Source organism: Streptomyces monticola (assembly GCF_042665355.1).
Lineage (GTDB): Bacteria > Actinomycetota > Actinomycetes > Streptomycetales > Streptomycetaceae > Streptomyces > Streptomyces monticola.
Genome location: NZ_JBHTCF010000008.1, coordinates 1 through 21,601, shown reverse-complemented (window position 1 = coordinate 21,601; position 21,601 = coordinate 1). Strand labels below are relative to the sequence as shown.

At 71.9% G+C, this 21,601-nt stretch carries 16 protein-coding genes and 1 pseudogene; 7 read left to right on the top strand and 10 right to left on the bottom strand.

The features are described 5' to 3' along the window. Positions 1-101 precede the first annotated feature (101 nt). From ACFQVC_RS19715 to ACFQVC_RS19705, 3 genes are all read right to left on the bottom strand, one after another. Positions 102-1,562 carry a glutamate synthase subunit beta gene (locus ACFQVC_RS19715; RefSeq protein ID WP_381831803.1) on the bottom strand — a complete coding sequence of 487 codons (1,461 nt, stop codon included), beginning with the start codon at positions 1,560-1,562 and terminating at the stop codon, positions 102-104. After that, positions 1,555-6,141 carry a glutamate synthase large subunit gene (gene gltB / locus ACFQVC_RS19710; protein WP_381831802.1) on the bottom strand — a complete coding sequence of 1,529 codons (4,587 nt, stop codon included), beginning with the start codon at positions 6,139-6,141 and terminating at the stop codon, positions 1,555-1,557. Before gltB ends, ACFQVC_RS19715 begins: the two co-directional genes overlap by 8 nt. Before the next feature lie 317 nt (positions 6,142-6,458). After that, entirely contained in the window at positions 6,459-7,190 is a 732-nt protein-coding gene (locus tag ACFQVC_RS19705; RefSeq protein WP_381832362.1) for a VIT1/CCC1 transporter family protein, read from the bottom strand. A gap of 228 nt (positions 7,191-7,418) precedes the next feature. On the opposite strand from ACFQVC_RS19705, the gene ACFQVC_RS19700 reads away from it, so the two are divergent. From ACFQVC_RS19700 to ACFQVC_RS19670, 7 genes and pseudogenes are all read left to right on the top strand, one after another. Further along, the gene (locus tag ACFQVC_RS19700; protein WP_381831801.1) at positions 7,419-8,441 is read left to right on the top strand and encodes an ADP-ribosylglycohydrolase family protein; all 1,023 of its coding nucleotides are present in this window, start codon (positions 7,419-7,421) and stop codon (positions 8,439-8,441) included. Between the two features lie 176 nt (positions 8,442-8,617). Next, positions 8,618-9,792 (top strand): annotated as a pseudogene (locus tag ACFQVC_RS19695) (ADP-ribosylglycohydrolase family protein); the annotation flags it as partial. Continuing rightward, complete coding sequence (locus tag ACFQVC_RS19690; protein WP_381831800.1) at positions 9,728-10,897, top strand: ADP-ribosylglycohydrolase family protein; 1,170 nt, start codon at positions 9,728-9,730, stop codon at positions 10,895-10,897. The pseudogene ACFQVC_RS19695 and the gene ACFQVC_RS19690, both read left to right, overlap by 65 nt. Positions 10,898-10,970: 73 nt before the next feature. Next, positions 10,971-12,587, top strand: coding sequence for an ADP-ribosylglycohydrolase family protein (locus tag ACFQVC_RS19685; protein ID WP_381831799.1), 1,617 nt, complete (start codon positions 10,971-10,973; stop codon positions 12,585-12,587). Continuing rightward, positions 12,584-13,495, top strand: coding sequence for a ribokinase (gene rbsK / locus ACFQVC_RS19680; protein WP_381831798.1), 912 nt, complete (start codon positions 12,584-12,586; stop codon positions 13,493-13,495). The genes ACFQVC_RS19685 and rbsK overlap by 4 nt, the downstream gene beginning before the upstream one ends. 45 nt (positions 13,496-13,540) lie before the next feature. After that, a complete protein-coding gene (locus tag ACFQVC_RS19675; protein ID WP_381831797.1) occupies positions 13,541-14,755 on the top strand; it encodes a CaiB/BaiF CoA transferase family protein in 1,215 nt (404 codons plus the stop codon). After that, positions 14,752-15,576, top strand: coding sequence for an HpcH/HpaI aldolase/citrate lyase family protein (locus ACFQVC_RS19670; protein ID WP_381831796.1), 825 nt, complete (start codon positions 14,752-14,754; stop codon positions 15,574-15,576). Before ACFQVC_RS19675 ends, ACFQVC_RS19670 begins: the two co-directional genes overlap by 4 nt. A gap of 121 nt (positions 15,577-15,697) precedes the next feature. On the opposite strand, the gene lgt is transcribed toward ACFQVC_RS19670, so the two are convergent. The 7 genes from lgt to ACFQVC_RS19635 all read right to left on the bottom strand — a co-directional run bounded on the left by lgt (position 15,698) and on the right by ACFQVC_RS19635 (position 21,558). After that, on the bottom strand, positions 15,698-16,669 hold the full coding sequence (lgt, locus tag ACFQVC_RS19665; RefSeq protein WP_381831795.1) for a prolipoprotein diacylglyceryl transferase: 972 nt from the start codon (positions 16,667-16,669) through the stop codon (positions 15,698-15,700). 110 nt (positions 16,670-16,779) lie between these two features. Next, positions 16,780-17,553 (bottom strand): DsbA family protein, encoded by a 774-nt coding sequence (locus ACFQVC_RS19660; protein ID WP_381831794.1) that lies wholly within the window; start codon positions 17,551-17,553, stop codon positions 16,780-16,782. 74 nt (positions 17,554-17,627) lie between these two features. Beyond that, positions 17,628-18,443 carry a tryptophan synthase subunit alpha gene (gene trpA / locus ACFQVC_RS19655; protein ID WP_381831793.1) on the bottom strand — a complete coding sequence of 272 codons (816 nt, stop codon included), beginning with the start codon at positions 18,441-18,443 and terminating at the stop codon, positions 17,628-17,630. Beyond that, positions 18,440-19,693, bottom strand: coding sequence for a tryptophan synthase subunit beta (trpB, locus tag ACFQVC_RS19650; protein WP_381831792.1), 1,254 nt, complete (start codon positions 19,691-19,693; stop codon positions 18,440-18,442). Before trpB ends, trpA begins: the two co-directional genes overlap by 4 nt. A 262-nt stretch (positions 19,694-19,955) precedes the next feature. Continuing rightward, positions 19,956-20,120 carry a tryptophan biosynthesis modulator TrpM gene (trpM, locus tag ACFQVC_RS19645; protein ID WP_381831791.1) on the bottom strand — a complete coding sequence of 55 codons (165 nt, stop codon included), beginning with the start codon at positions 20,118-20,120 and terminating at the stop codon, positions 19,956-19,958. A gap of 6 nt (positions 20,121-20,126) precedes the next feature. Next, positions 20,127-20,936, bottom strand: a complete 810-nt coding sequence (gene trpC, locus ACFQVC_RS19640) for an indole-3-glycerol phosphate synthase TrpC (protein WP_381831790.1) — start codon at positions 20,934-20,936, stop codon at positions 20,127-20,129. Between the two features lie 214 nt (positions 20,937-21,150). Then, positions 21,151-21,558 (bottom strand): DUF2752 domain-containing protein, encoded by a 408-nt coding sequence (locus ACFQVC_RS19635; protein WP_381832360.1) that lies wholly within the window; start codon positions 21,556-21,558, stop codon positions 21,151-21,153. Between the last annotated feature and the right edge of the window lie 43 nt (positions 21,559-21,601).

Here is a 21,601-nt window from a genome sequence, read left to right as displayed (position 1 = left end):
GGAAACGCCGCAGCGCCCGCCACGTCCGGTCGGGGACAGTTGGCAGGCGCCGCGTCAGGTCCGTACGCCGTTGTACGGAGCGTCAGTTGGGGTGGTACGGACTAGACCGTCAGAGCACGGTCCGTGGGCCGGATCGGAGCCGGCAGGTCCGACGCGCCCGTCAGGAACCGGTCCACACCGCGGGCCGCCGAGCGGCCCTCGGCGATGGCCCACACGATGAGCGACTGGCCGCGGCCCGCGTCACCGGCGACGTACACGCCCGGCACGTTGGTCTGGTAGTCCTCGTCACGCGCGATGTTGCCGCGGGCGTCGAGCTCGAGACCGAACTGCGAGACGAGGCCGTTCTCCTGGTCGGTGCCGGTGAAGCCCATGGCCAGGGTGACCAGCTGCGCGGGGATCCTGCGCTCGGTGCCGGGCTTCTGGGTCAGCTTGCCGTCGATGAACTCGACCTCGACCAGGTGCAGGAACTGCACGTTCCCGTCCTCGTCGCCCTCGAAGTGGGTGGTGTTGACGGAGTAGACCCGCTCACCGCCCTCCTCGTGCGCCGAGGTGACCTTGTAGAGCATCGGGAAGGTCGGCCAGGGCTGGTGCGGAGCACGGTCCTCGCCGGGCTTCGGCATGATCTCCAGCTGCGTGACGGAGGCCGCGCCCTGGCGGTGGGCGGTGCCCACGCAGTCGGCGCCGGTGTCGCCGCCGCCGATGACGACGACGTGCTTGTCCTTGGCCGTGATGGGCGGCTGTACGTAGTCGCCCTCCTGCACCTTGTTGGCGAGCGGCAGGTACTCCATCGCGAAGTGGATGCCGTTCAGCTCACGGCCCGGCACCGGCAGATCACGCGAGACCGTCGCGCCGGCGGCGATCACCACGGCGTCGTACCGCTTGCGCAGCTTCGCGGCGTCGATGTCGCGGCCGATCTCGACCTCGGTACGGAACTTGGTGCCCTCCGCGCGCATCTGCTCGATACGCCGGTTGATGTGCACCTTCTCCATCTTGAACTCGGGGATGCCGTAGCGCAGGAGCCCGCCGATCCGGTCCGCGCGCTCATAGACGGCGACGGTGTGCCCGGCCCGGGTCAGCTGCTGGGCGGCGGCGAGACCCGCCGGGCCCGAGCCGATGACGGCGACGGTCTTGCCGGACAGGCGCTCGGGGGCCTGCGGCGCGACGTCGTTGTTGTCCCACGCCTTGTCGATGATCGAGACTTCGACGTTCTTGATGGTCACGGCGGGCTGGTTGATGCCGAGGACACACGCCGACTCACAGGGAGCGGGGCACAGCCGGCCCGTGAACTCCGGGAAGTTGTTGGTGGCGTGCAGCCGCTCGGACGCCGCCGACCAGTCCTCGCGGTAGGCGTAGTCGTTCCACTCGGGGATCAGGTTCCCCAGCGGGCAGCCGTTGTGGCAGAACGGGATGCCGCAGTCCATGCAGCGCGAGGCCTGCTTGGAGATGATCGGAAGCAGCGAGCCGGGAACGTAGACCTCGTTCCAGTCCTGCACGCGCTCGCCGACGGGGCGGGTCTCGGCGACCTCGCGGCCGTGGTTGAGGAAGCCCTTCGGGTCAGCCATTGATCGCCGCCTCCATCATCTTCTCGTGGGTCTCGGACTCGGGGAGTCCGGCCAGCTCGGCGGCGTCCTTGGCGGCGAGCACTGCCTTGTACGTACTGGGGATGATCTTGCTGAAGCGGGTCACGGCGACATCCCACTCGGCGAGCAGCTTGTCGGCGACGGTCGAGCCCGTCTCCTCCTGGTGGCGGCGCACGACCTCGTGCAGCCACTGCTTGTCGCTGTCGTCGAGGGCCTCCACGGCGCCCGCGTTACCGGCGTTGACGTTGTCCTGGTCGAGGTCGATGACGTACGCGACACCGCCCGACATACCGGCCGCGAAGTTACGCCCCGTCTCGCCGAGGACCACCGCCTGGCCGCCGGTCATGTACTCGCAGCCGTGGTCGCCCACGCCCTCGGAGACCACGGTGGCACCGGAGTTGCGGACACAGAACCGCTCGCCGACCCGGCCGCGCAGGAAGATCTGCCCGCCGGTCGCGCCGTACGCGATGGTGTTGCCCGCGATCGTCGAGTACTCGGCGAGGTGGTCGGCGCCCCGGTCCGGGCGGACGACCAGACGGCCGCCGGAGAGGCCCTTGCCGACGTAGTCGTTGGCGTCGCCCTCCAGGCGCAGCGTCACACCGCGCGGCACGAAGGCGCCGAAGGACTGGCCCGCGGAGCCGGTGAACGTGATGTCGATGGTGTCGTCGGGCAGGCCGGCGCCGCCGAACTTCTTGGTCACCTCGTGGCCGAGCATGGTGCCGACCGTGCGGTTGATGTTGCGGATCGCGACCTGTGCGCGGACCGCCTGCGCCTCCTGGGCGGAGTTCGCGGCGAGGGCGTCGGCGGCGAGCTTGATCAGCTCGTTGTCGAGCGCCTTCTCCAGGCCGTGGTCCTGCTCGATGAGCTGGTGGCGCACGGCACCCGCGGGCAGGTCCGGCACGTGGAAGAGCGGCTGCAGGTCGAGACCCTGGGCCTTCCAGTGGTCCACGGCCCGCTCGGTGTCGAGGAGTTCGGCGTGGCCGACGGCCTCCTCGATGGAGCGGAAGCCGAGCTCGGCGAGGAGCTCACGGACCTCTTCGGCGATGAACTCGAAGAAGTTCACGACGTATTCGGCCTTGCCGGAGAACCGCTCGCGCAGCGTCGGGTTCTGGGTGGCGATGCCGACCGGGCAGGTGTCCAGGTGGCAGACGCGCATCATGACGCAGCCGGAGACGACGAGCGGCGCGGTCGCGAAGCCGAACTCCTCGGCGCCGAGGAGCGCGGCGATGACGACATCGCGGCCGGTCTTCAGCTGGCCGTCGGTCTGCACGACGATGCGGTCGCGCAGACCGTTGAGCAGCAGCGTCTGCTGGGTCTCGGCGAGGCCGAGCTCCCAGGGACCGCCGGCGTGCTTGAGCGAGGTGAGCGGGGACGCGCCCGTGCCGCCGTCGTGGCCGGAGATCAGGACCACGTCCGCGTGCGCCTTGGAGACACCCGCGGCGACCGTGCCGACGCCGACCTCGGAGACCAGCTTCACGTGGATGCGGGCCTGCGGGTTGGCGTTCTTCAGGTCGTGGATCAGCTGGGCCAGATCCTCGATGGAGTAGATGTCGTGGTGCGGCGGCGGGGAGATGAGCCCCACGCCCGGCGTCGAGTGCCGGGTCTTCGCCACCCACGGGTAGACCTTGTGCCCCGGCAGCTGGCCGCCCTCGCCGGGCTTGGCGCCCTGGGCCATCTTGATCTGGATGTCGTCGGCGTTGACCAGGTACTCGGAGGTCACACCGAAGCGGCCGGAGGCGACCTGCTTGATGCTGGAGCGGCGCGCCGGGTCGTACAGGCGCTCCGGGTCCTCGCCGCCCTCACCGGTGTTGGACTTGCCGCCCAGCTGGTTCATGGCGATGGCGAGGGTCTCGTGCGCCTCGCGGGAGATGGATCCGTACGACATGGCGCCGGTGGAGAAGCGCTTGACGATCTCGGAGACCGGCTCGACCTCGTCGACGGAGATCGGGTCGCGGCCCGACTTGAAGCCGAAGAGGCCGCGCAGCGTCATCAGGCGCTCGGACTGCTCGTTGACGCGGTCCGTGTACTGCTTGAACACGTCGTAGCGGCGCTGCCGCGTGGAGTGCTGCAGACGGAAGACGGTGTCCGGGTCGAAGAGGTGCGGCTCGCCCTCGCGGCGCCACTGGTACTCGCCGCCGATGTCCAGGGCACGGTGCGCGGAGGGCACACCGGAGGCCGGGTAGGCCTTGGCGTGGCGGGCGGCGACCTCTTCGGCGATGACGTCGATACCGACGCCGCCGATCTTGGTGGTGGTGCCGTTGAAGTACTTCTCGACGAAGGCCTCGTCCAGGCCGACGGCCTCGAAGACCTGCGCGCCGCGGTAGGAGGCGACGGTCGAGATGCCCATCTTCGACATGACCTTGAGGACGCCCTTGCCGAGGGCGTAGATCAGGTTCCGGATGGCCTGCTCGGGCTCGATGCCCGGCAGGAACGTTCCGGCCCGGACGAGGTCCTCGACGGACTCCATCGCGAGGTACGGGTTGACGGCCGCGGCGCCGTAGCCGATGAGGAGGGCCACGTGGTGGACCTCGCGCACATCGCCGGCCTCGACCAGCAGACCCACCTGGGTGCGCTGCTTGGTGCGGATGAGGTGGTGGTGCACGGCGGCGGTGAGCAGCAGCGACGGGATCGGCGCGTGCTCGGCGTCGGAGTGCCGGTCGGAGAGCACGATCAGACGGGCGCCGGCCTCGATGGCGGCGTCGGCCTCGGCGCACATCTCCTCGATCCGGGCGGCGAGCGCGTCGCCGCCGCCGGAGACCCGGTACAGGCCGGACAGGGTCACGGCCTTCATGCCGGGCATGTCGCCGTCGGCGTTGATGTGGATGAGCTTGGCCAGCTCGTCGTTGTCGATCACCGGGAAGGGCAGGGTGACCGAACGGCACGAGGCGGCCGTCGGCTCGAGCAGATTGCCCTGCGGGCCGAGCGAGCTGTGCAGCGAGGTGACGAGCTCCTCGCGGATGGCGTCCAGCGGCGGGTTGGTGACCTGCGCGAACAGCTGCGTGAAGTAGTCGAAGATCAGCCGCGGGCGGGCGGACAGAGCCGCGATCGGGGTGTCCGTGCCCATCGAACCGATCGGCTCCGCACCGGCCTTGGCCATCGGCGTGAGCAGGATGCGCAGCTCTTCCTCGGTGTAGCCGAAGGTCTGCTGACGGCGGGTGACCGAGGCGTGGGTGTGCACGATGTGCTCGCGCTCGGGGAGGTCCTCGAGCTCGATCTCGCCGGCCTCGAGCCACTCGGCGTAGGGCTGCTCGGCGGCCAGGCCCGCCTTGATCTCGTCGTCCTCGACGATGCGGTGCTCCTTGGTGTCGACGAGGAACATCCGCCCGGGCTGCAGCCGGCCCTTGCGGACCACCTTCGCGGGGTCGATGTCGAGCACGCCGACCTCGGAGCCGAGCACGACGAGCCCGTCGTCGGTGACCCAGTAGCGGCCGGGACGCAGGCCGTTGCGGTCGAGAACCGCGCCGACCTGGGTGCCGTCGGTGAAGGTCACACAGGCCGGGCCGTCCCAGGGCTCCATCATCGTGGAGTGGTACTGGTAGAACGCGCGCCGGGCCGGGTCCATCGAGGCGTGGTTCTCCCAGGCCTCGGGGATCATCATCAGGACGGAGTGCGGCAGCGAACGCCCGCCGAGGTGAAGGAGCTCGAGGACCTCGTCGAAGGAGGCGGAGTCGGAGGCGTCCGGCGTGCAGACCGGGAAGATCCGGTCGAGCTGCTTCTCGCCGAAGAGGTCGGAGACCAGCTGCGACTCACGGGCCCGCATCCAGTTCCGGTTGCCCTTGACGGTGTTGATCTCACCGTTGTGCGCGACGAAGCGGTACGGGTGCGCGAGCGGCCACGACGGGAAGGTGTTCGTGGAGAAGCGCGAGTGCACCAGGGCGATCGCGGACGCGAAGCGGCGGTCCGACAGATCGGGGAAGAAGGGCTCCAGCTGGCCGGTGGTCAGCATGCCCTTGTAGACGACGGTGCGGGCGGACAGCGACGGGAAGTACGTCGCGGCCTCGCGCTCGGCCCGCTTGCGCAGGACGAAGGCCTTGCGGTCGAGGGCGATGTCCGTGGAGCTGCCTCCCCCAGACTCCGTCTGGGAGGTGCCCCCACCGACGAAGAGCTGACGGAAGACCGGCATCGTCGAGCGCGCGGTGGCGCCGAGCAGCTCGGGCGCGACCGGCATATCGCGCCAGCCGAGGACGTTCAGGCCCTCTTCGGCGGCGATGGCCTCGATCCGCGTACACGTCTCGTCCGCGGTGTCCTCCGGCAGGAAGGCGATACCGACCGCGTACGCGCCCGCCTCGGGCAGCTCGAAGTCGGTGACCTCGCGCAGGAAGGCGTCGGGAACCTGGAGCAGGATGCCGGCGCCGTCGCCCGAGTCGGGCTCGGAGCCGGTGGCGCCGCGGTGTTCGAGATTGCGCAGTACGGTCAACGCCTGCTCGACCAGCTCATGGCTGGCAACACCGGTGAGGGTGGCCACGAACCCGACGCCACAGGCGTCGTGCTCGTTACGGGGGTCGTACATTCCCTGCTGAGCAGGGCGACCGTCCATGGGCGACCAGGCGTCGGAACGCATCGGCTCTCCCGTCGTCGTCGTGGCAAAGGTGCAAGGTGCCGAGGGACGACGTTGGCCCTCATGGCGTCAAAATTTCGTGCAGGTTACATGATGGAGGGCTTCTCGGAAACCGGATAGCGCGTTCCACCATGCGGACATCGCAGGTGGCGATGTCGGTCGCGATGAAGAGGGACCAATGCGGACAGATCAATGACCGTCGGTCCGGAGCGAAGGGGCCTCATTGCCCACAGCGCTTACGGCTCATGCCCTGCGGTCAAGGAATCGAAACCGCTGAGTAACGACTGTTTATGCAGTCCGATGCATAGACCCACGTACCCTCATCCTAGAGCCGTTCCGAACACGGTGCCCAGGGCGTACGTCACACCGGCCGCCGCGCCACCGAGGGCCAGCTGCCTGAGCCCGCTGAACCACCAGGACCGCGCGGTCACCCGCGCCACCACGGCCCCGCACGCGAAGAGCCCGAGCAGCGCGAGCAGCAGGGCGGGCCACAGGGTGCTCGCACCGAGCAGATACGGCAGTACGGGAAGCACGGCGCCCAGGGCGAAGGACGCGAACGACGAGACCGCGGCGACCGTCGGCGAGGGCAGGTCGCCGGGGTCGATCCCCAGCTCCTCGCGGGCGTGTATCTCCAGGGCCTGCTCGGGGTCCTTCGACAGCTGCCGCGCGACCTCCCGCGCGAGCTCGGGTTCGACTCCGCGCGACGCGTACAGCGCGGCGAGCTCGTTCTCCTCGTCCTTGGGGTGCTTGCGCAGCTCTCGGCGCTCGACATCCAGCTCGGCCTGCACGAGTTCACGCTGCGAGGCCACCGAGGTGTACTCACCGGCCGCCATCGAGAAGGCGCCGGCCGCGAGTCCGGCGAGCCCGGTGATGACGATGGTCTGCTGGGAGACGGCCCCGCCGGCGACACCGGTGATCAGGGCCAGGTTGGAGACGAGCCCGTCCATCGCTCCGAAGACCGCGGGGCGAAGCCAGCCGCCGTTGACGTCGCGGTGCGTGTGGTTGTCGCGATGGGCCTCGTGCAGTGCGGCCTCGTTGTCCATGATCGCCATCGGCGCGTTCACTCCCTTCTCCGTGAGCCGGGTTTCGGATGTCCCCGCTCCCCCTCCGGGGCCCTCCGCGGACCCCTTCACGGAGTCGAAAGTACGCCCGAAAAATCGCTCTCGCCAGCAAGGAAGGCCGTACTTACCAGGGCTTTCGGCCCTCTCGCGGAGACGTCGAAGGGGTGACGTCGACGGCGGCGCGCGCCCGGAACCGGCTCGCGTGGAACGCATCGGAGCATGGTGTCGATTGCATGCGATTCACCGGTCCCCGCACCCGGCGGTACGGCGGAGTTGCGCGCCCGTGCCCGCGGAGCGCTGCTCGGCCTCGCGGTCGGTGACGCGCTCGGTGCCCCGGCGGAGAATATGAAGCCCTCCGAGATCCGCCGCCGCTGGGGCCGTATCGAGGGCTTCGTCGTCGATGACCCGGCGGGCACGGACGACACCGAGTACGCGATCTTCTCGGGCCTGCTGCTCGCCCGGCACGGCTCGGCGCTGACCGTCGCGCACGCGGAGAAGGCCTGGCACCAGTGGATCGCCGACCTGGACGAGGGCCCCTTCCGAGGCGCGGGCTTCAGCGAACGCGGCACCCTGGAGAACCTCCGCCGCGGACTGGCCGCACCCGTGACGGCCCAGCACCGGCACGCCTGGAGCGACGGCCTGGCGATGCGCGCGGCGCCCTTCGGGGTGTTCGCCGCGGGCCGGCCCGCGGAGGCGGCCCGTCTGGTCGCCATCGACGGCTCCGTCAGCCACGAGGGCGAGGGCATCTACGGTGCCCAGGCGGTGGCGGCGGGCGTCGCGGCGGCGATGGCCGGCGAGGGCCCCGCGGCCGTGATCGGCGCCGCGCTCTCGGTGATCCCGATGGACTCCTGGACGGCCCGCTCCCTGCGCCGCGCCGTGGTGGCGGCGCCCGAGGGGGAACGCGCGGTCCGCTCCGCGGTCGTGATCGGCGGCTACCCGTGGACGGATCTGGCCCCCGAGGCGGTGGGCCTCGCCTTCGGCGCCTTCGCCGCGGCCCTCGGCGACTTCCGCGGCTCGGTCCTGACCGCGGTCAACATGGGCCGCGACGCGGATACGACGGCGGCGCTCGCGGGCGCCCTTTCCGGGGCGGTACGCACGGTCACCGCGATCCCCGACGCCTGGGCCACCGCGATCGGCCCGGTACGCGGCAGCTGCCTGCCGTCCATGCGGGGCTACCACGTCCTGGACATCGCGGACTTGCTGACACCGGAAGAGCCGGAAGAGGAAGAGGCACGCGAGTGACCGAGGAATCCGTATCCAGCGGCACGACCACTGGTCCCCCTGATATCGCAGGCACCGCAGGCACCGCAGGCACCGCAGGCACCGCAGGCACCGCAGGCACCGCTGTGCGCGGGTGTTCCGCCGGGCGCGGGTGTTCCGCCGGGCGTCTCCGTCAACAGGAGCCCGGGGCGCCCCCGTTGCGGGGCGACGCGATCCACGGCCTGCTGCTCGGCCTCGCCGCGGGCGACGCCGCGGGGTGGCCCGCGGCCAGGCACAGAGCCGCCCGCATGCCGGAGTGGACCAGAAGACTCACCCGCGAACTGGACACCTTCGCCGAGCAGAACGCCACCACCACCCTGCCGGTACCGATCGCCCTGAACCAGCCCCCCGAGCCACTGCGCCTCGGGCCTTCCGACGACGCCGAGTGGGCCGCGTACACCGCCACCGCCCTGCTCGCCGGAGCCGGGCGTGACGTCCGCGCCGCCCTCGACCACCACTGGCAGATCCTCGCCGCCCAGATCGCCGCGGCGGCGGCCCGCGCTCCCGAGGTGGAGTCCGCCAGGATCCCGTTGCGCGCCCGGATCTCCGTACGCGCGGGCCTCGGCAATCTCGCCACCGGACTGCGCCCGCCCGCCACGGGCCACGACAACCCGCACTACTTCGACGACGCCGCCTGCGTACGCGCCGCCGTGCTCGCGGTCGTTCACCCCGGCGACCCGCAGGCAGCCGCCGATCTCGCCGAGTTCGACGCCCGCTACACCCAGGACGGCGACGGGGTGCACGGCGCCCGCGCGATGGCGGCGGCGATCGCGACGGCCCTCGTCCACGCCGATGTGGACGCGGCCGTCGACGCCGCGCTCGACCAGCTCCCGGAGTCCACGGAGATCGGCCGCAACGCGCGGATCGCCGTGAAGCTCGGCCGCCACACCGCTCAGGACACCGACGGTGCGTTCGCCCTCGTTCCGCTCCTCGAGCACCAGATCGTCGACCACGTCTACAGCTACGGCATCGCCGCCGCCGAGACCGTCCCCGTGGCCCTCGCCGTCGCCACCGCAGCCCGCGGCGTCCTCGCCCGCGCCGTGCCCGCGGCCGCCTGTCTGTCCCGGGTCGCCGACTCGGCCCCCGCCCTCGCGGGCGCCCTGACCGGTGCGCTCGGCGGTGCGGACGCGGTGCCGGAGAGCTGGCGCGAGGCGTGCCGCACCTTGTCGGGCTGCGCCCTGCCCCGGCTCGCGGGCACCGATCTGGTGGAACTCGCCGACCTGCTCGCCAGCCCCCGGAACTGACCGCCCCGGGTGGACAATTCACCCATGACAGGTACAACTCCCCAGACGGAAGGGCCCGGCCTCGACGAGCGCATCACCGCGAGCCTCGTCGGCGCCGCCGTCGGCGACGCGCTCGGCGGGCCGGTCGAGGGCTGGACCCCGGAGCAGATCACCGAGCGCCACGGCGGCCGGATCAACGGCGTCGTCGGCCCGTGGCACGGCACGGACTGGCGCACCGCCCGGCCCATCGCGCCGTACCACAAGGGCGACGGGCACGTCACCGACGACACCTTGATGACGCATGCGCTGATCCGCGTCTACGCGAAGGTCCGCGACCATCTCGACGCGTATGCCGTCGCCGACCACCTCGTACCCGATCTGATGGGCACCCCCCGCTGGATCCCCGAACTCGAGGCCGAGGCACTGCCCCTGCAGCGGATCTTCCTCGCCGAGAAGTGGATCGTGGCCCGGCTGCACTACGGCCATGTCGACCCCCGCGAGGCGGGCTCGGGGAACATCGTCAACTGCGGTGCGGCGATGTACATGGCGCCAGTTGGCCTGGTCAACGCGGCCGATCCACGGGGGGCTTACGCCGAGGCCCTGGACGTCGCGGGCACGCACCAGTCGTCGTACGGCAGGGAGGCGGCCGGGGTGTTCGCGGCGGCGGTCGCGGCGGCCTGCGCACCGGGGGCGAGCCCCGAGTCCGTCGTGGAGACCTGTCTGTCCCTGGCCAAGGACGGCACCCGCGCCGCCATCGACGCGGTCTGCGAAGTGGCCGCGCGCCACCGGGACTTCGAGACCGCGCTGCGTCCGCTGCGCGAGGCGGTGGCGCCGTACGACACCGTCGGACCCGACTACCGCGCCCCCTCACTCGGTGCCCGCCGCCCCTCGCGCCTGCACGCCATCGAGGAGCTCCCGATCGCCCTCGGCATGCTCCTGGTGGGCGCGGGCGACTACCGCCGTACGGTGCTCGGCGCGGTCAACTACGGCCGTGACTGCGACTCCATCGCCACCATGAGCGGCGCCATCGCGGGCGCACTGGGCTCCGCCGCACCGGCCGACTGGGCCAAGCGGGTCGCCGAGGCCAGCCGCCTCGACCTGCACGCCCCCGCGACGACACTCGCCGAGGTGACCCGCGAGGTGTTCGCCCGCGACCAGGAGCGCCACGCCACACACGCGACGGCGTTCACACAGCTCACCGGCGGCACGGCATGACCGGCCGACACGCACAAGGCGACCACCCGGCCCCGCACCCGGCGGCGTTCACACAGCTCACCGGCGGCACCGCATGACCGGGCGCCTCCGGCTGACCTGGGTACAGCCCGAGGACCTCATCGGCCACGAACTGCGCCAGGCGGCCGAGGACGGCCGGGACGCCTCGGCCGTCGCACAGCGCTGGTACACGGCGGGCGGCCGGCCCGCCCCGCACCGGGCCGGTGCGTCACCGGACCCCGTGGACCCGGCCCTGCGCGCCCTGGCCGTCGAACTCCTCGACGAACTGGACGAGTTGGCGTCGCCCCGCGCCCCGTACGAACCCACGGACCTCGGCGCCGTGCGCGCGCTCTGCCCGCACTGGCCGACCCCCTCCGCGCCCGACCCGTCCACGCCTGATCCCTCCGCGCCCGACCCGTCCACGCCTGATCCCTCCGCGCCCGACCCGTCCACGCCTGATCCCTCCGGACCCGGCCCGTCCACCCCTGATCCCTCCGCGCCCGGCCCGTCCACCCCTGATCCCTCCGGCCCCGGCCCGTCCACCCCTCGTCCGTCCGCGCCCGACCCGTCCGGGGCCCGCGCGGACCTGGCGCGGCTGCAGGCCGCCTGGCTCGGCCGGGCCGTCGGCTGTCTGCTCGGCAAGCCCGTCGAGAAGCTGCCCCTCGACGGTATCCGCGCACTCGCCCGCGCCACCGGCAACTGGCCCCTCACCGGCTACTTCACCGCCCGTGGCCTGCCCGCGGAGCTGGCCGCGGCCTACCCCTGGAACCGGCGCAGCGCCCCCACCTCGCTCGCCGAGAACATCGACGGCATGCCGGAGGACGACGACCTCAACTACCCGCTCCTGAACCTGCTGCTGCTCCAGCGGTACGGAGCGGACTTCGGCACCCGCGACGTGGCCGCCCTGTGGCTCGACGAACTGCCCGCGGGCCGCACCTTCACCGCCGAGCGCGTCGCCTACCGCAACCTGCTCGACGGGACCGAGCCCCCGGACACCGCCCGCCGCCACAACCCGTTCCGTGAGTGGATCGGCGCCCTCATCCGCGCCGACGTCCACGGTCTGACCCACCCCGGCGACCCGGCGGCCGCCGCCGCGCAGGCACACCGGGAGGCGACCCTGACGCACACCGCGAACGGCGTGTACGGCGCGATGTTCGCGGCCGCCGCCATCGCGCGGGCCGGCGACGCCTCGGCCGACGTGCACACGGCCCTGCGCGCCGGACTCGCCGTCGTACCGCCGAAGTCCCGGCTCGCGCAGGCCGTCCGGCACGGCATCGAACTCGCCCACGAGGAGCGGGACTTCGACACCGTCGTGGACACCCTGCACGAGGAGTACGGCGCCTACCACTGGGTCCACACCGTGCCGAACGCCGCGCTGCTCGCCGCCGCCCTCACCCACGCCGACGGCGACTTCACCGGCTCCGTCACCCGCGCGGTGTCCGGCGGCTGGGACACCGACTCCAACGGCGCGACCGCCGGTTCGATCGCGGGCCTGCTCGCCGGGCACCCGGACGCGCTCGGCGAACGCTGGACGGCGCCGCTCAAGAACCGCCTCGCCACCTCCGTCGGCGACTTCGACGGCATCGGCTTCGACACCCTGGCCCGGATGACCGCCGACCTGACCCACCCTCCTACGACTACGACTACGACTACGACCACGACCACGACCTCCGAGGAGACCTCCCGCCCATGACCCGGATCGCCGTGCTCGGCAGCACGAACATGGACCTCGTCGCGTACGTCGAGAAGGCCCCCGACCGCGGAGAGACAGTCACGGGACGTGAGTTCCGCACGGTCCCCGGCGGCAAGGGCGCCAACCAGGCCGTGGCGGCGGCCCGCGCGGGCGCCGCGGTGGCGATGATCGGCTCGGTGGGCGCCGACGACTTCGGCGTACAGCTGCGCGCCGCGCTCGCCGAGTCCGGCGTGGACACCGGGCAGTTGCGGACCGCGGAGGTGCCGAGCGGGACCGCGCACATCGTCGTGGACGACGAGGGCGGCAACGCGATCGTCGTCGTCCCCGGCGCGAACGGCACCGTCACCTCGCTCGCGCCCGGCGACGCGGCGGCCATCGAGACCGCGGACGCCCTGCTGCTGCAGCTGGAGATCCCCCTCGACGGTGTGCTCGCGGGCGCACGGCACGCCCGCCTCCACGGCGTCCGCACGGTCCTCACCCCCGCACCCGCCCAGCCCCTGCCGGCCGAACTCCTAGCCGCCATCGATCTGTTGGTGCCCAATGAGCACGAGGCGGCCGCCCTCACCGGCCACACCGACCCGGGCGCGGCCGCCGATGCGCTGCTCGACCGGGTCCCGGAGGTCGTCATCACCCTCGGCTCGGCGGGCAGCCGCTACGCCGACCGCACCGGGCGGCGCCTCACGGTGCCCGCGCCCCGGGTCACCGCGGTGGACTCGACAGCCGCGGGCGACACCTTCGTGGGCGCGCTGACGGTGGCGCTCGCCGAGGGCCGCCCCGTCGAAGAGGCCATGGCCTGGGCCTCGACGGCCGCCTCTCTGTCGGTGCAGCGCCCCGGCGCCTCGGCCTCCATGCCCTACCGCTCCGCGATCGACGCGGCCTGCGCCGCCGCCCCCACCGCCGCCGACTGACCCCGTCCGCCGATTGCCCGCCCGATCAAAGGACCCCAGGACCCGATGGACCCCCTGCACAGTTCACCCGCGACCCCCGCCGCCCTCGGAGGCCTCCGCGTACTGGACCTCGCCACCCTCTTCGCGGGGCCGCTCGCCGCGACCATGCTCGGTGACTTCGGCGCCGAAGTGATCAAGGTCGAGCACCCCCGCAGACCGGACCCGTCCCGCGGCCACGGCCCGTCCAAGGACGGGGTCGGCCTGTGGTGGAAACTGCTCGGCCGCAACAAACGCACCCTCACCCTCGATCTCTCCACAGAGGGCGGCCGCGCCACCCTCCTGCGCCTCGCGGCCACCGCGGACGTGGTGATCGAGAACTTCCGGCCCGGCACCCTGGAGAAGTGGAACCTCGGCTGGGACGAACTCCACGCCGCCAACCAGCGGTTGATCCTGGCCCGTGTCACCGGCTTCGGCCAGTTCGGCCCCTACGCCCACCGCCCCGGCTTCGGCACCCTGGCCGAGGCGATGAGCGGATTCGCGGCCATCACGGGCGAACCGGAAGGCCCGCCGACGCTCCCCCCGTTCGGCCTCGCCGACTCGATCGCGGGCCTGGCGACGGCGTACGCGATCATGACGGCCGTCACCGCCCGCGCCACCACCGGCCAGGGCCAGGTCGTCGACATGGCCATCATCGAACCGATCCTCACGGTCCTCGGCCCGCAGCCCCTCTGGTACGACCAGCTCGGCTACGTACAGCCGCGCACCGGAAACCGCTCCACCAACAACGCGCCCCGCAACACCTACCGCACGGCCGACGGCAAGTGGGTCGCCGTCTCCACCTCCGCGCAGTCCATCGCGGAACGCGTCATGCACCTGGTCGGCCGCCCCGAACTGATCGCCGAGCCCTGGTTCGCGACCGGCGCGGAGCGCGCCGCGCACGCCGATGAACTCGACGAGGCGGTCGGCGACTGGATCGGCCGGCACACCCGCGACGAGGTGACCGCCGCCTTCGAGAAGGCCGAGGCGGCCGTGGCGCCCATCCACGACGTACGGGAAGTGATGGCCGATCCGCAGTACGCGGCCCTCGACACGATCACCGAGGTCCCCGACCCCGAACTCGGCCCGCTCCGGATGCAGAACATCCTCTTCCGGCTCTCCGCCACCCCCGGCGCGATCCGCTGGGCGGGCCGCCCGCACGGCGCGGACACGGATGCCGTCCTCACCGAACTCGGCCTGGCGGAACAGGACATCGCGGCCCTGCGCAAGGCGGGCGCGGCATGACAGCGGCACCCGCCCTGACCTGGTTGTACGCCCCGGGGGACCGCCCCGGCACGGTCGCGAAGGCGCTCACGTCCGGCGCGGACGCGGTGATCGTGGACCTGGAGGACGCGGTGGCCGACGACCGCAAGGACTACGCCCGCGCCGCCACTGCGGAACTCCTCGGCCGGCGCCACCCGGTGCCCGTGCACGTCCGCGTCAACGCCCTGGACGGCCCGCACGCCGAGCCCGACCTCCGCGCCGTCACCGGGCTGCCCGGCCTCGCGGGCCTGCGCCTCCCCAAGGTCACCGACCCGGCGGCCATCGTCCGCCTCGCGGAACTGACCGACTCCACGCCCCTGTTCGCCCTCCTCGAATCCGCGCTCGGCATCGAGCACGCGTACGCCATCGCCACCGCCCATCCGGCCCTGCGGGGTATCGCCCTGGGCGAGGCGGATCTACGGGCCGACCTGGGCGCGGCCGACACGGGCCTGGACTGGGCCCGCGCCCGTGTCGTCTGCGCGGCCCGCGCGGCCGGCCTCGCACCGCCCACGCAGTCGGTGCACGCCGATGTCCTCGACCTCGACGGCCTGGCCACGACCTGCGCCCACGGCCGCACCCTCGGCTTCCTGGGCCGCGCCGCGATCCATCCACGGCAGCTTCCGGTCATCGAGCGCGCGTATCTGCCGACGGTCGAGGAGATCGCGGCGGCGGAGGAGATCGTCAAGGCCGCGGAGTCGAACCAGGGCGCCCAGGCCCTCCCGGACGGCCGCTTCGTGGACGCGGCGGTGGTGGCGGGAGCCCGCCGCACGCTGGCGTTGTCCCGGCGCGGCACAAGGACGTGAAGCACTCAAGCGCCGGACGGGCTGGATTTCCAGCCCGTCCGGCGCTTGAGGACACGAGGTCTGGGGCGGAGCCCCAGTTACGGGAAGGGGCGGGACTGGGGAAATCCACCCCGCCCCCACCTCAACTCTTCTTCGCCGACTCCGACTCCGAAGCCGATTCCGACTCGCTGTCCGCCTCCGCCTTCGCCTCCGCCTTCGACTCGGCCTTGGAGTCAGAGGACTCACCGGCCTCACCGGACTCCTCAGAGCCCGAGTCACCCTCCGAAGAGTCCACCGGCTCGACGATCTCCTCCCGCCCCGGCCGCTTCCGGGCCGAAACCACGATGTACGCCACCGCGAGCAGGAAGACGACGATCGACGTCCACACGTTGAAGCGCAGCCCGAGCACGTCGTTCAGCTGGACGTCGTCCACCCGCATGTACTCGATCCAGCCGCGCCCGGCGCAGTACGCCGCGACGTACAGGGCGAACGCCCGCCCGTGCCCCATCTTGAAGCGCCGGTCGGCCCAGATCACCAGGACCGCGACGCCGATGCACCACAGGGACTCGTAGAGGAAGGTCGGGTGGTACGTGCCGGGGACCCGGCCGCCGTCGGAGCGTGTGATCTCCAGGGCCCACGGCAGATCCGTCGCCCGTCCGTACAGCTCCTGGTTGAACCAGTTGCCCCAGCGGCCGATGGCCTGGGCGAGGGCGATACCGGGCGCGACGGCGTCGGCGTACGCAGGAAGCGGGATGCCGCGGCGGCGGCAGCCGATCCAGGCGCCGAGCGCACCGAGCGCGATGGCGCCCCAGATACCGAGGCCGCCTTCCCAGATCTTGAAGGCGTCGACCCAGTTACGGCCCTCGCTGAAGTACAGCTCGTAGTCCGTGATGACGTGGTAGAGCCGTCCGCCGACGAGGCCGAAGGGCACGGCCCATACGGCGATATCGGCCACGGTGCCGGCGCGGCCGCCGCGGGCGATCCAACGCCGCCCGCCGAGCCAGACGGCCACGAAGACGCCGATGATGATGCAGAACGCGTAGCCGCGCAGGGGCACGCCGAAGGGGTCGATCTCACCCTTGGCCGGGCTGGGAATGAAGGCAAGGAGTTCCATGGCGGGGTCGACGCTACCGTGCCGGGCGGTATGCACGGCAATCCGCCCGGCCTAACGGCTGGATAACGAGGACCGGCCCGGGGCTGCGGGCACCGGGCACCGGGCACCGGCTACTTGTCGGCGTCCTCGACCATCTTCTTCAGCTTCTCCGGCGTCAGCGGGTTGTTCTGGTCGCCGAAGATGTCCTTGCCGTTGAGCCGCACGGTCGGGGTGCCCTTGAAGCCGCCCTTCTCGAAGGCCGCGTTGGACTTCTCCACCCAGCTGTTGTGCTTGCCGTCGTCGACGCATTTCTTGAAGCCGTCGGTGTCGAGTCCGTCGACCTGGCCGGCGAGCTCGATCAGCTTGCTGTTCTTGCCGAAGGCGTCGTCGGTTTCCTCGGGCTGGTTCTTGTAGAGCACGTCGTGGTACGGCGTGAACATTCCGGCGTCCTGGGCGCAGGCCGCGGCGTTGGCGGCGCGCAGGGAGCCCTTGCCGCCCATGTTCTTGTCGATGATCGTGGCGAGGTGGTACTCGACCTTGAGCTGGCCCTTGTCCGCGAGCTCGTGGATCGTCTTGCGGTACATCTCCTCGAACTGGGCGCAGGCCGGGCAGCGGAAGTCCTCCCAGATGGCGAGGGTGGACTTGGCGCTGTCCTTGCCTTCGGGGATGGAGAGGCTGTCCTGGCCACTCGCCCCCTTGGGTACGACGACGGGGCCCGAGCTCTCCTTCTTGCCGCCGGAGTTGGCGGCGATCACGCCGGCGATGGCGGCCAGGCCCAGGACCCCTACCACGGCGGAGGCCACGATCAGGGCGCGACGCCGCCGCTCCCGGGCCTTCTGCTTCTCACGCTCGATGGCCAGCCGCTCGCGTGCGGCGCGCTTTCCCTCACGGTTCTTCTCGCTCACATCCCGCAAACGAACCGGGGAGGCACCAGCGTGCCTCCCCGGTCCCAGGTCCACCCGTACGGACTACCCGCGGATCATCCGCCCCTGCGGACGCCCCGGGCGAGGTCGCCGGTGAGGGTCCGCACTGCCGCGAGGCCCGCGCTCTCGTCGGGGGCGTCGAGCATGGCCTTCACAAAGGCCGAGCCGACGATCACGCCGTCCGCGAAGCGTGCGACCTCCGCCGCCTGCGCGGCGTTGGAGACGCCGAGGCCGACACAGACCGGCAGGTCGGTGGTGGCGCGGGTGCGGGCCACCAGGTTCTCGGCCTGGGCGCCGACCGACTCGCGGGTACCGGTCACGCCCATGAGCGAGGCGGCGTAGACGAAGCCCGAGCCGGCCGCCGTGATGGTGGCGAGACGGGCGTCCTTGCTGCTCGGGGCGACCACGAAGACCGTGCCGAGGCCGTGCTTGTCGGCGTGCTCGCGCCACAGCCCCGACTCCTCGACCGGCAGGTCGGGCAGGATGCAGCCCGCGCCGCCCGCCTCGGCCAGCTCGGCGGTGAAGCGCTCGACGCCGTAGCGGTCGATGGGGTTCCAGTACGTCATCACGAGGATCGGCTTGCCGGTGGCGGCGTGCGCCTCGCGCACCGTGCGCAGCACGTCGGCGATCTTCACGCCGCCGCGCAGGGCGATGTCGTCTGCGGTCTGGATGACCGGTCCGTCGAGCACCGGGTCACTGTGCGGAAGCCCGACCTCCACGACGTCCGCGCCCGAGTCGAGTACCGCCTTGACGGCCTCGATGCCGCCGTCGACGCTCGGGAAGCCGGCCGGCAGATACGCGATGAGGGCAGCCCGGTCCTCGGCCTTGGCCGCGGCGAGCGTGGCGCTCAACAACTCGACGTTCCCGCTCACTTGGACTCCCCCTCGGCGCCGTCACCGTTGTCGTACAGGCCGAAGTAGCGCGCGGCCGTGTCCATGTCCTTGTCGCCGCGCCCGGACAGGTTGACCACGATGAGGCCGTCCTTGCCGAGCTCACGGCCGACTTCGAGGGCACCCGCAAGAGCGTGGGCGCTCTCAATCGCCGGGATGATGCCCTCCGTCTGCGAGAGCAGCCGCAGGGCCTGCATCGCGGCGTCGTCGGTGACGGCGCGGTACTCGCCGCGGCCGCTGTCCTTGAGGTACGCGTGCTCGGGTCCGATGCCCGGGTAGTCGAGCCCGGCCGAGATCGAGTACGGCTCGGTGATCTGGCCTTCCTCGTCCTGCAGGACGTACGACCGCGAACCGTGCAGGATGCCGGGCTCGCCCGCGGTCAGCGTGGCCGCGTGCTCCCCGGTCTCGATGCCGTGCCCGGCGGGCTCGCAGCCGATGAGGCGTACGTCCGCGTCCGGGATGAAGGCGTGGAAGAGGCCGATGGCGTTGGAGCCGCCGCCGACACAGGCGACCGCGGCGTCCGGGAGGCGTCCGGCGCGCTCCAGGATCTGCCTCCTGGCCTCGACGCCGATGACGCGGTGGAAGTCGCGCACCATGGCGGGGAACGGGTGCGGTCCCGCCACGGTCCCGAACAGGTAGTGCGTGCGGTCGACATTGGCGACCCAGTCGCGGAAGGCCTCGTTGATGGCGTCCTTCAGCGTGCGGCTGCCGGACTTCACGGCGATGACCTCGGCGCCGAGCATCCGCATCCGGGCGACGTTGAGGGCCTGGCGCTGGGTGTCGATCTCGCCCATGTAGATGGTGCAGTCGAGCCCGAAGAGCGCGCACGCGGTGGCGGTGGCGACGCCGTGCTGGCCGGCGCCGGTCTCCGCGATGACCCGGGTCTTGCCCATGCGCTTGGTGAGCAGGGCCTGCCCGAGCACGTTGTTGATCTTGTGCGAGCCGGTGTGGTTGAGGTCCTCGCGCTTGAGGAACACCCGGGCGCCACCGGCCTGTTCGGCGAACCGGGGCACCTCGGTGAGGGCGCTCGGCCGGCCGGTGTAGTTCACGAGAAGGTCTTCGAGCTCCCGCGCGAACTCGGGGTCGTTCTTGGCCTTCTCGTACTCGACGGCGACCTCGTCCACGGCGGCGACGAGGGCCTCCGGGATGAACTTGCCGCCGAACGCACCGAAGTAGCCCTGAGGGCTGGGGACTTGACCCTCCGGGTCAGGGATAAAGAATTCGCTGGACATGTCCGACATGCTCCTAGTTGGGGCGCGCGCCCCGGATGCCAGTCTGATGGTGGTCACGGTACGTGGCATGGTGCGGGTCGCGCGGCAGCCGTCTTCCCCACCCCGCCCCTTCCCGAAGTCCTCCGCGGACGGCGGGGCCGATAAATCAGCCCGTCCTGGGGGCACCTCCCAGCGGTAGCTGGGGGAGTTTGAGGACACACGGGTCCGGGGCGGAGCCCCGGTTACGGGAAGGGGCGGGGCTGGGGAAAGGAAGAATCCCAGCTCAGCCGCGCGCGATGACACCCGCCGCGCGTCGCCATCGCATCCCGTTCACCTGGCCCGGCTCGGAGCCGATCACATAGCGGACTCGGCGCCCGTGCACACGCCGCGCCGGCGCCCGGCAGCCGCGTGGGCGGCAGCCGGGTGCGAGGCGGGCGGAGAGAGGCACGAGGGGTCAGCCCCGTCCGTGCCGGAGAGCGGGGTGGGCGCCGGCGGCCACGAGGTCCACCACGGCGGCCTTGGGGTCCTTGCCGGTCACCAGGGACTCGCCGACGAGCACCGCGTCGGCGCCGTCGTTGGCGTACGCGATCAGGTCGTGCGGGCCGCGCACCCCGGACTCGGCGATCTTCACGATGTGCGGCGGGATCTCCGGGGCGACCCGGGTGAAGGTCGAGCGGTCGACCTTCAGGGTCTTCAGGTCGCGTGCGTTGACCCCGATGATCTTCGCGCCGGCGGCCACCGCCCGCTCGGCCTCCTCCTCGTCGTGCACCTCGACGAGCGGCGTGAGCCCGATGGACTCGGCGCGCTCCACGAGGGAGACGAGGGCCTCCTGTTCGAGGGCGGAGACGATCAGCAGGACGAGGTCGGCGCCGTAGGCCCTGGCCTCCCACAGCTGGTACGCGGTGACGATGAAGTCCTTGCGCAGGATGGGGATGTCGACCTTGGCGCGGACGGCCTCCAGGTCGGCGAGCGAGCCGCCGAAGCGGCGCTGCTCGGTGAGGACGGAGATGACGGACGCGCCACCCGCCTCGTAGTCGGCGGCGAGCCCGGCGGGGTCGGCGATCGCGGCGAGCGCGCCCTTGGAAGGGCTGGAGCGCTTGACCTCGCAGATCACCTTGACGCCGTCACCGCGCAGGGCGGCCACACCGTCCTTGGCCTGGGGCGCCTTCGCCGCACGCTCCTTGAGCTCGTCGAGGCTGACGCGCGCCTGCCGTTCGGCGAGGTCCTCGCGCACGCCTTCGATGATCTCGTCGAGCACACTCACGCGAGCGGCCCCCTTCCGTGACGGCGAAACGGGCTTACTGGTCCGGATCCGGTGGATCCGGCCTGGTGCTGCCGCACCGGACGACGGACGCCATGAGCGCGTTCCGGTGGGCACTGCGATGGTATCCGGCCGAGGGCGAAGCCCCTGCATCCGGTTGACGCCGGTCCCACTACCTGGACTTTCCCCGGCGCCCTCGGTTCCGCCCGGCGAGCCCTCACGGCCGCAGCCAGGCCCCGAAGGGCAGATTGCGTACGACGGTGAAGACAAGCAGCAGAGCGCCGATCACCCACATGTGGACCGAGCCGAGATCGACCCGGCGCACCCGGCCGCGGGCCGCCGCGACCGCCCACACGATCCAGCCGGCGGCGAAGAGCACGAAGCCGATGACGGCGAGCGCGTTGGCGCCGAGCGCGGTCGTGAACTCGCCGTGGATGAAGGCGTGGGCGCTGCGCAGACCGCCGCAGCCGGGGCAGAGGATGCCGGTGAAGCGGAGCAGCGGGCAGACCGGGTAGTGGCCGGGTTCGTTGGGGTCGACGGAGCCCACGTAGGCGAACGCGGCGGCGACCGAGCCGAGCACCGCCGCGGGCACGAGCAGCCGCTTGGCGACCGCGCCGGGCGCCATGGACGGGGCGGCGGGCGCCGGGGGCACGCCCGGCGCGGCCACC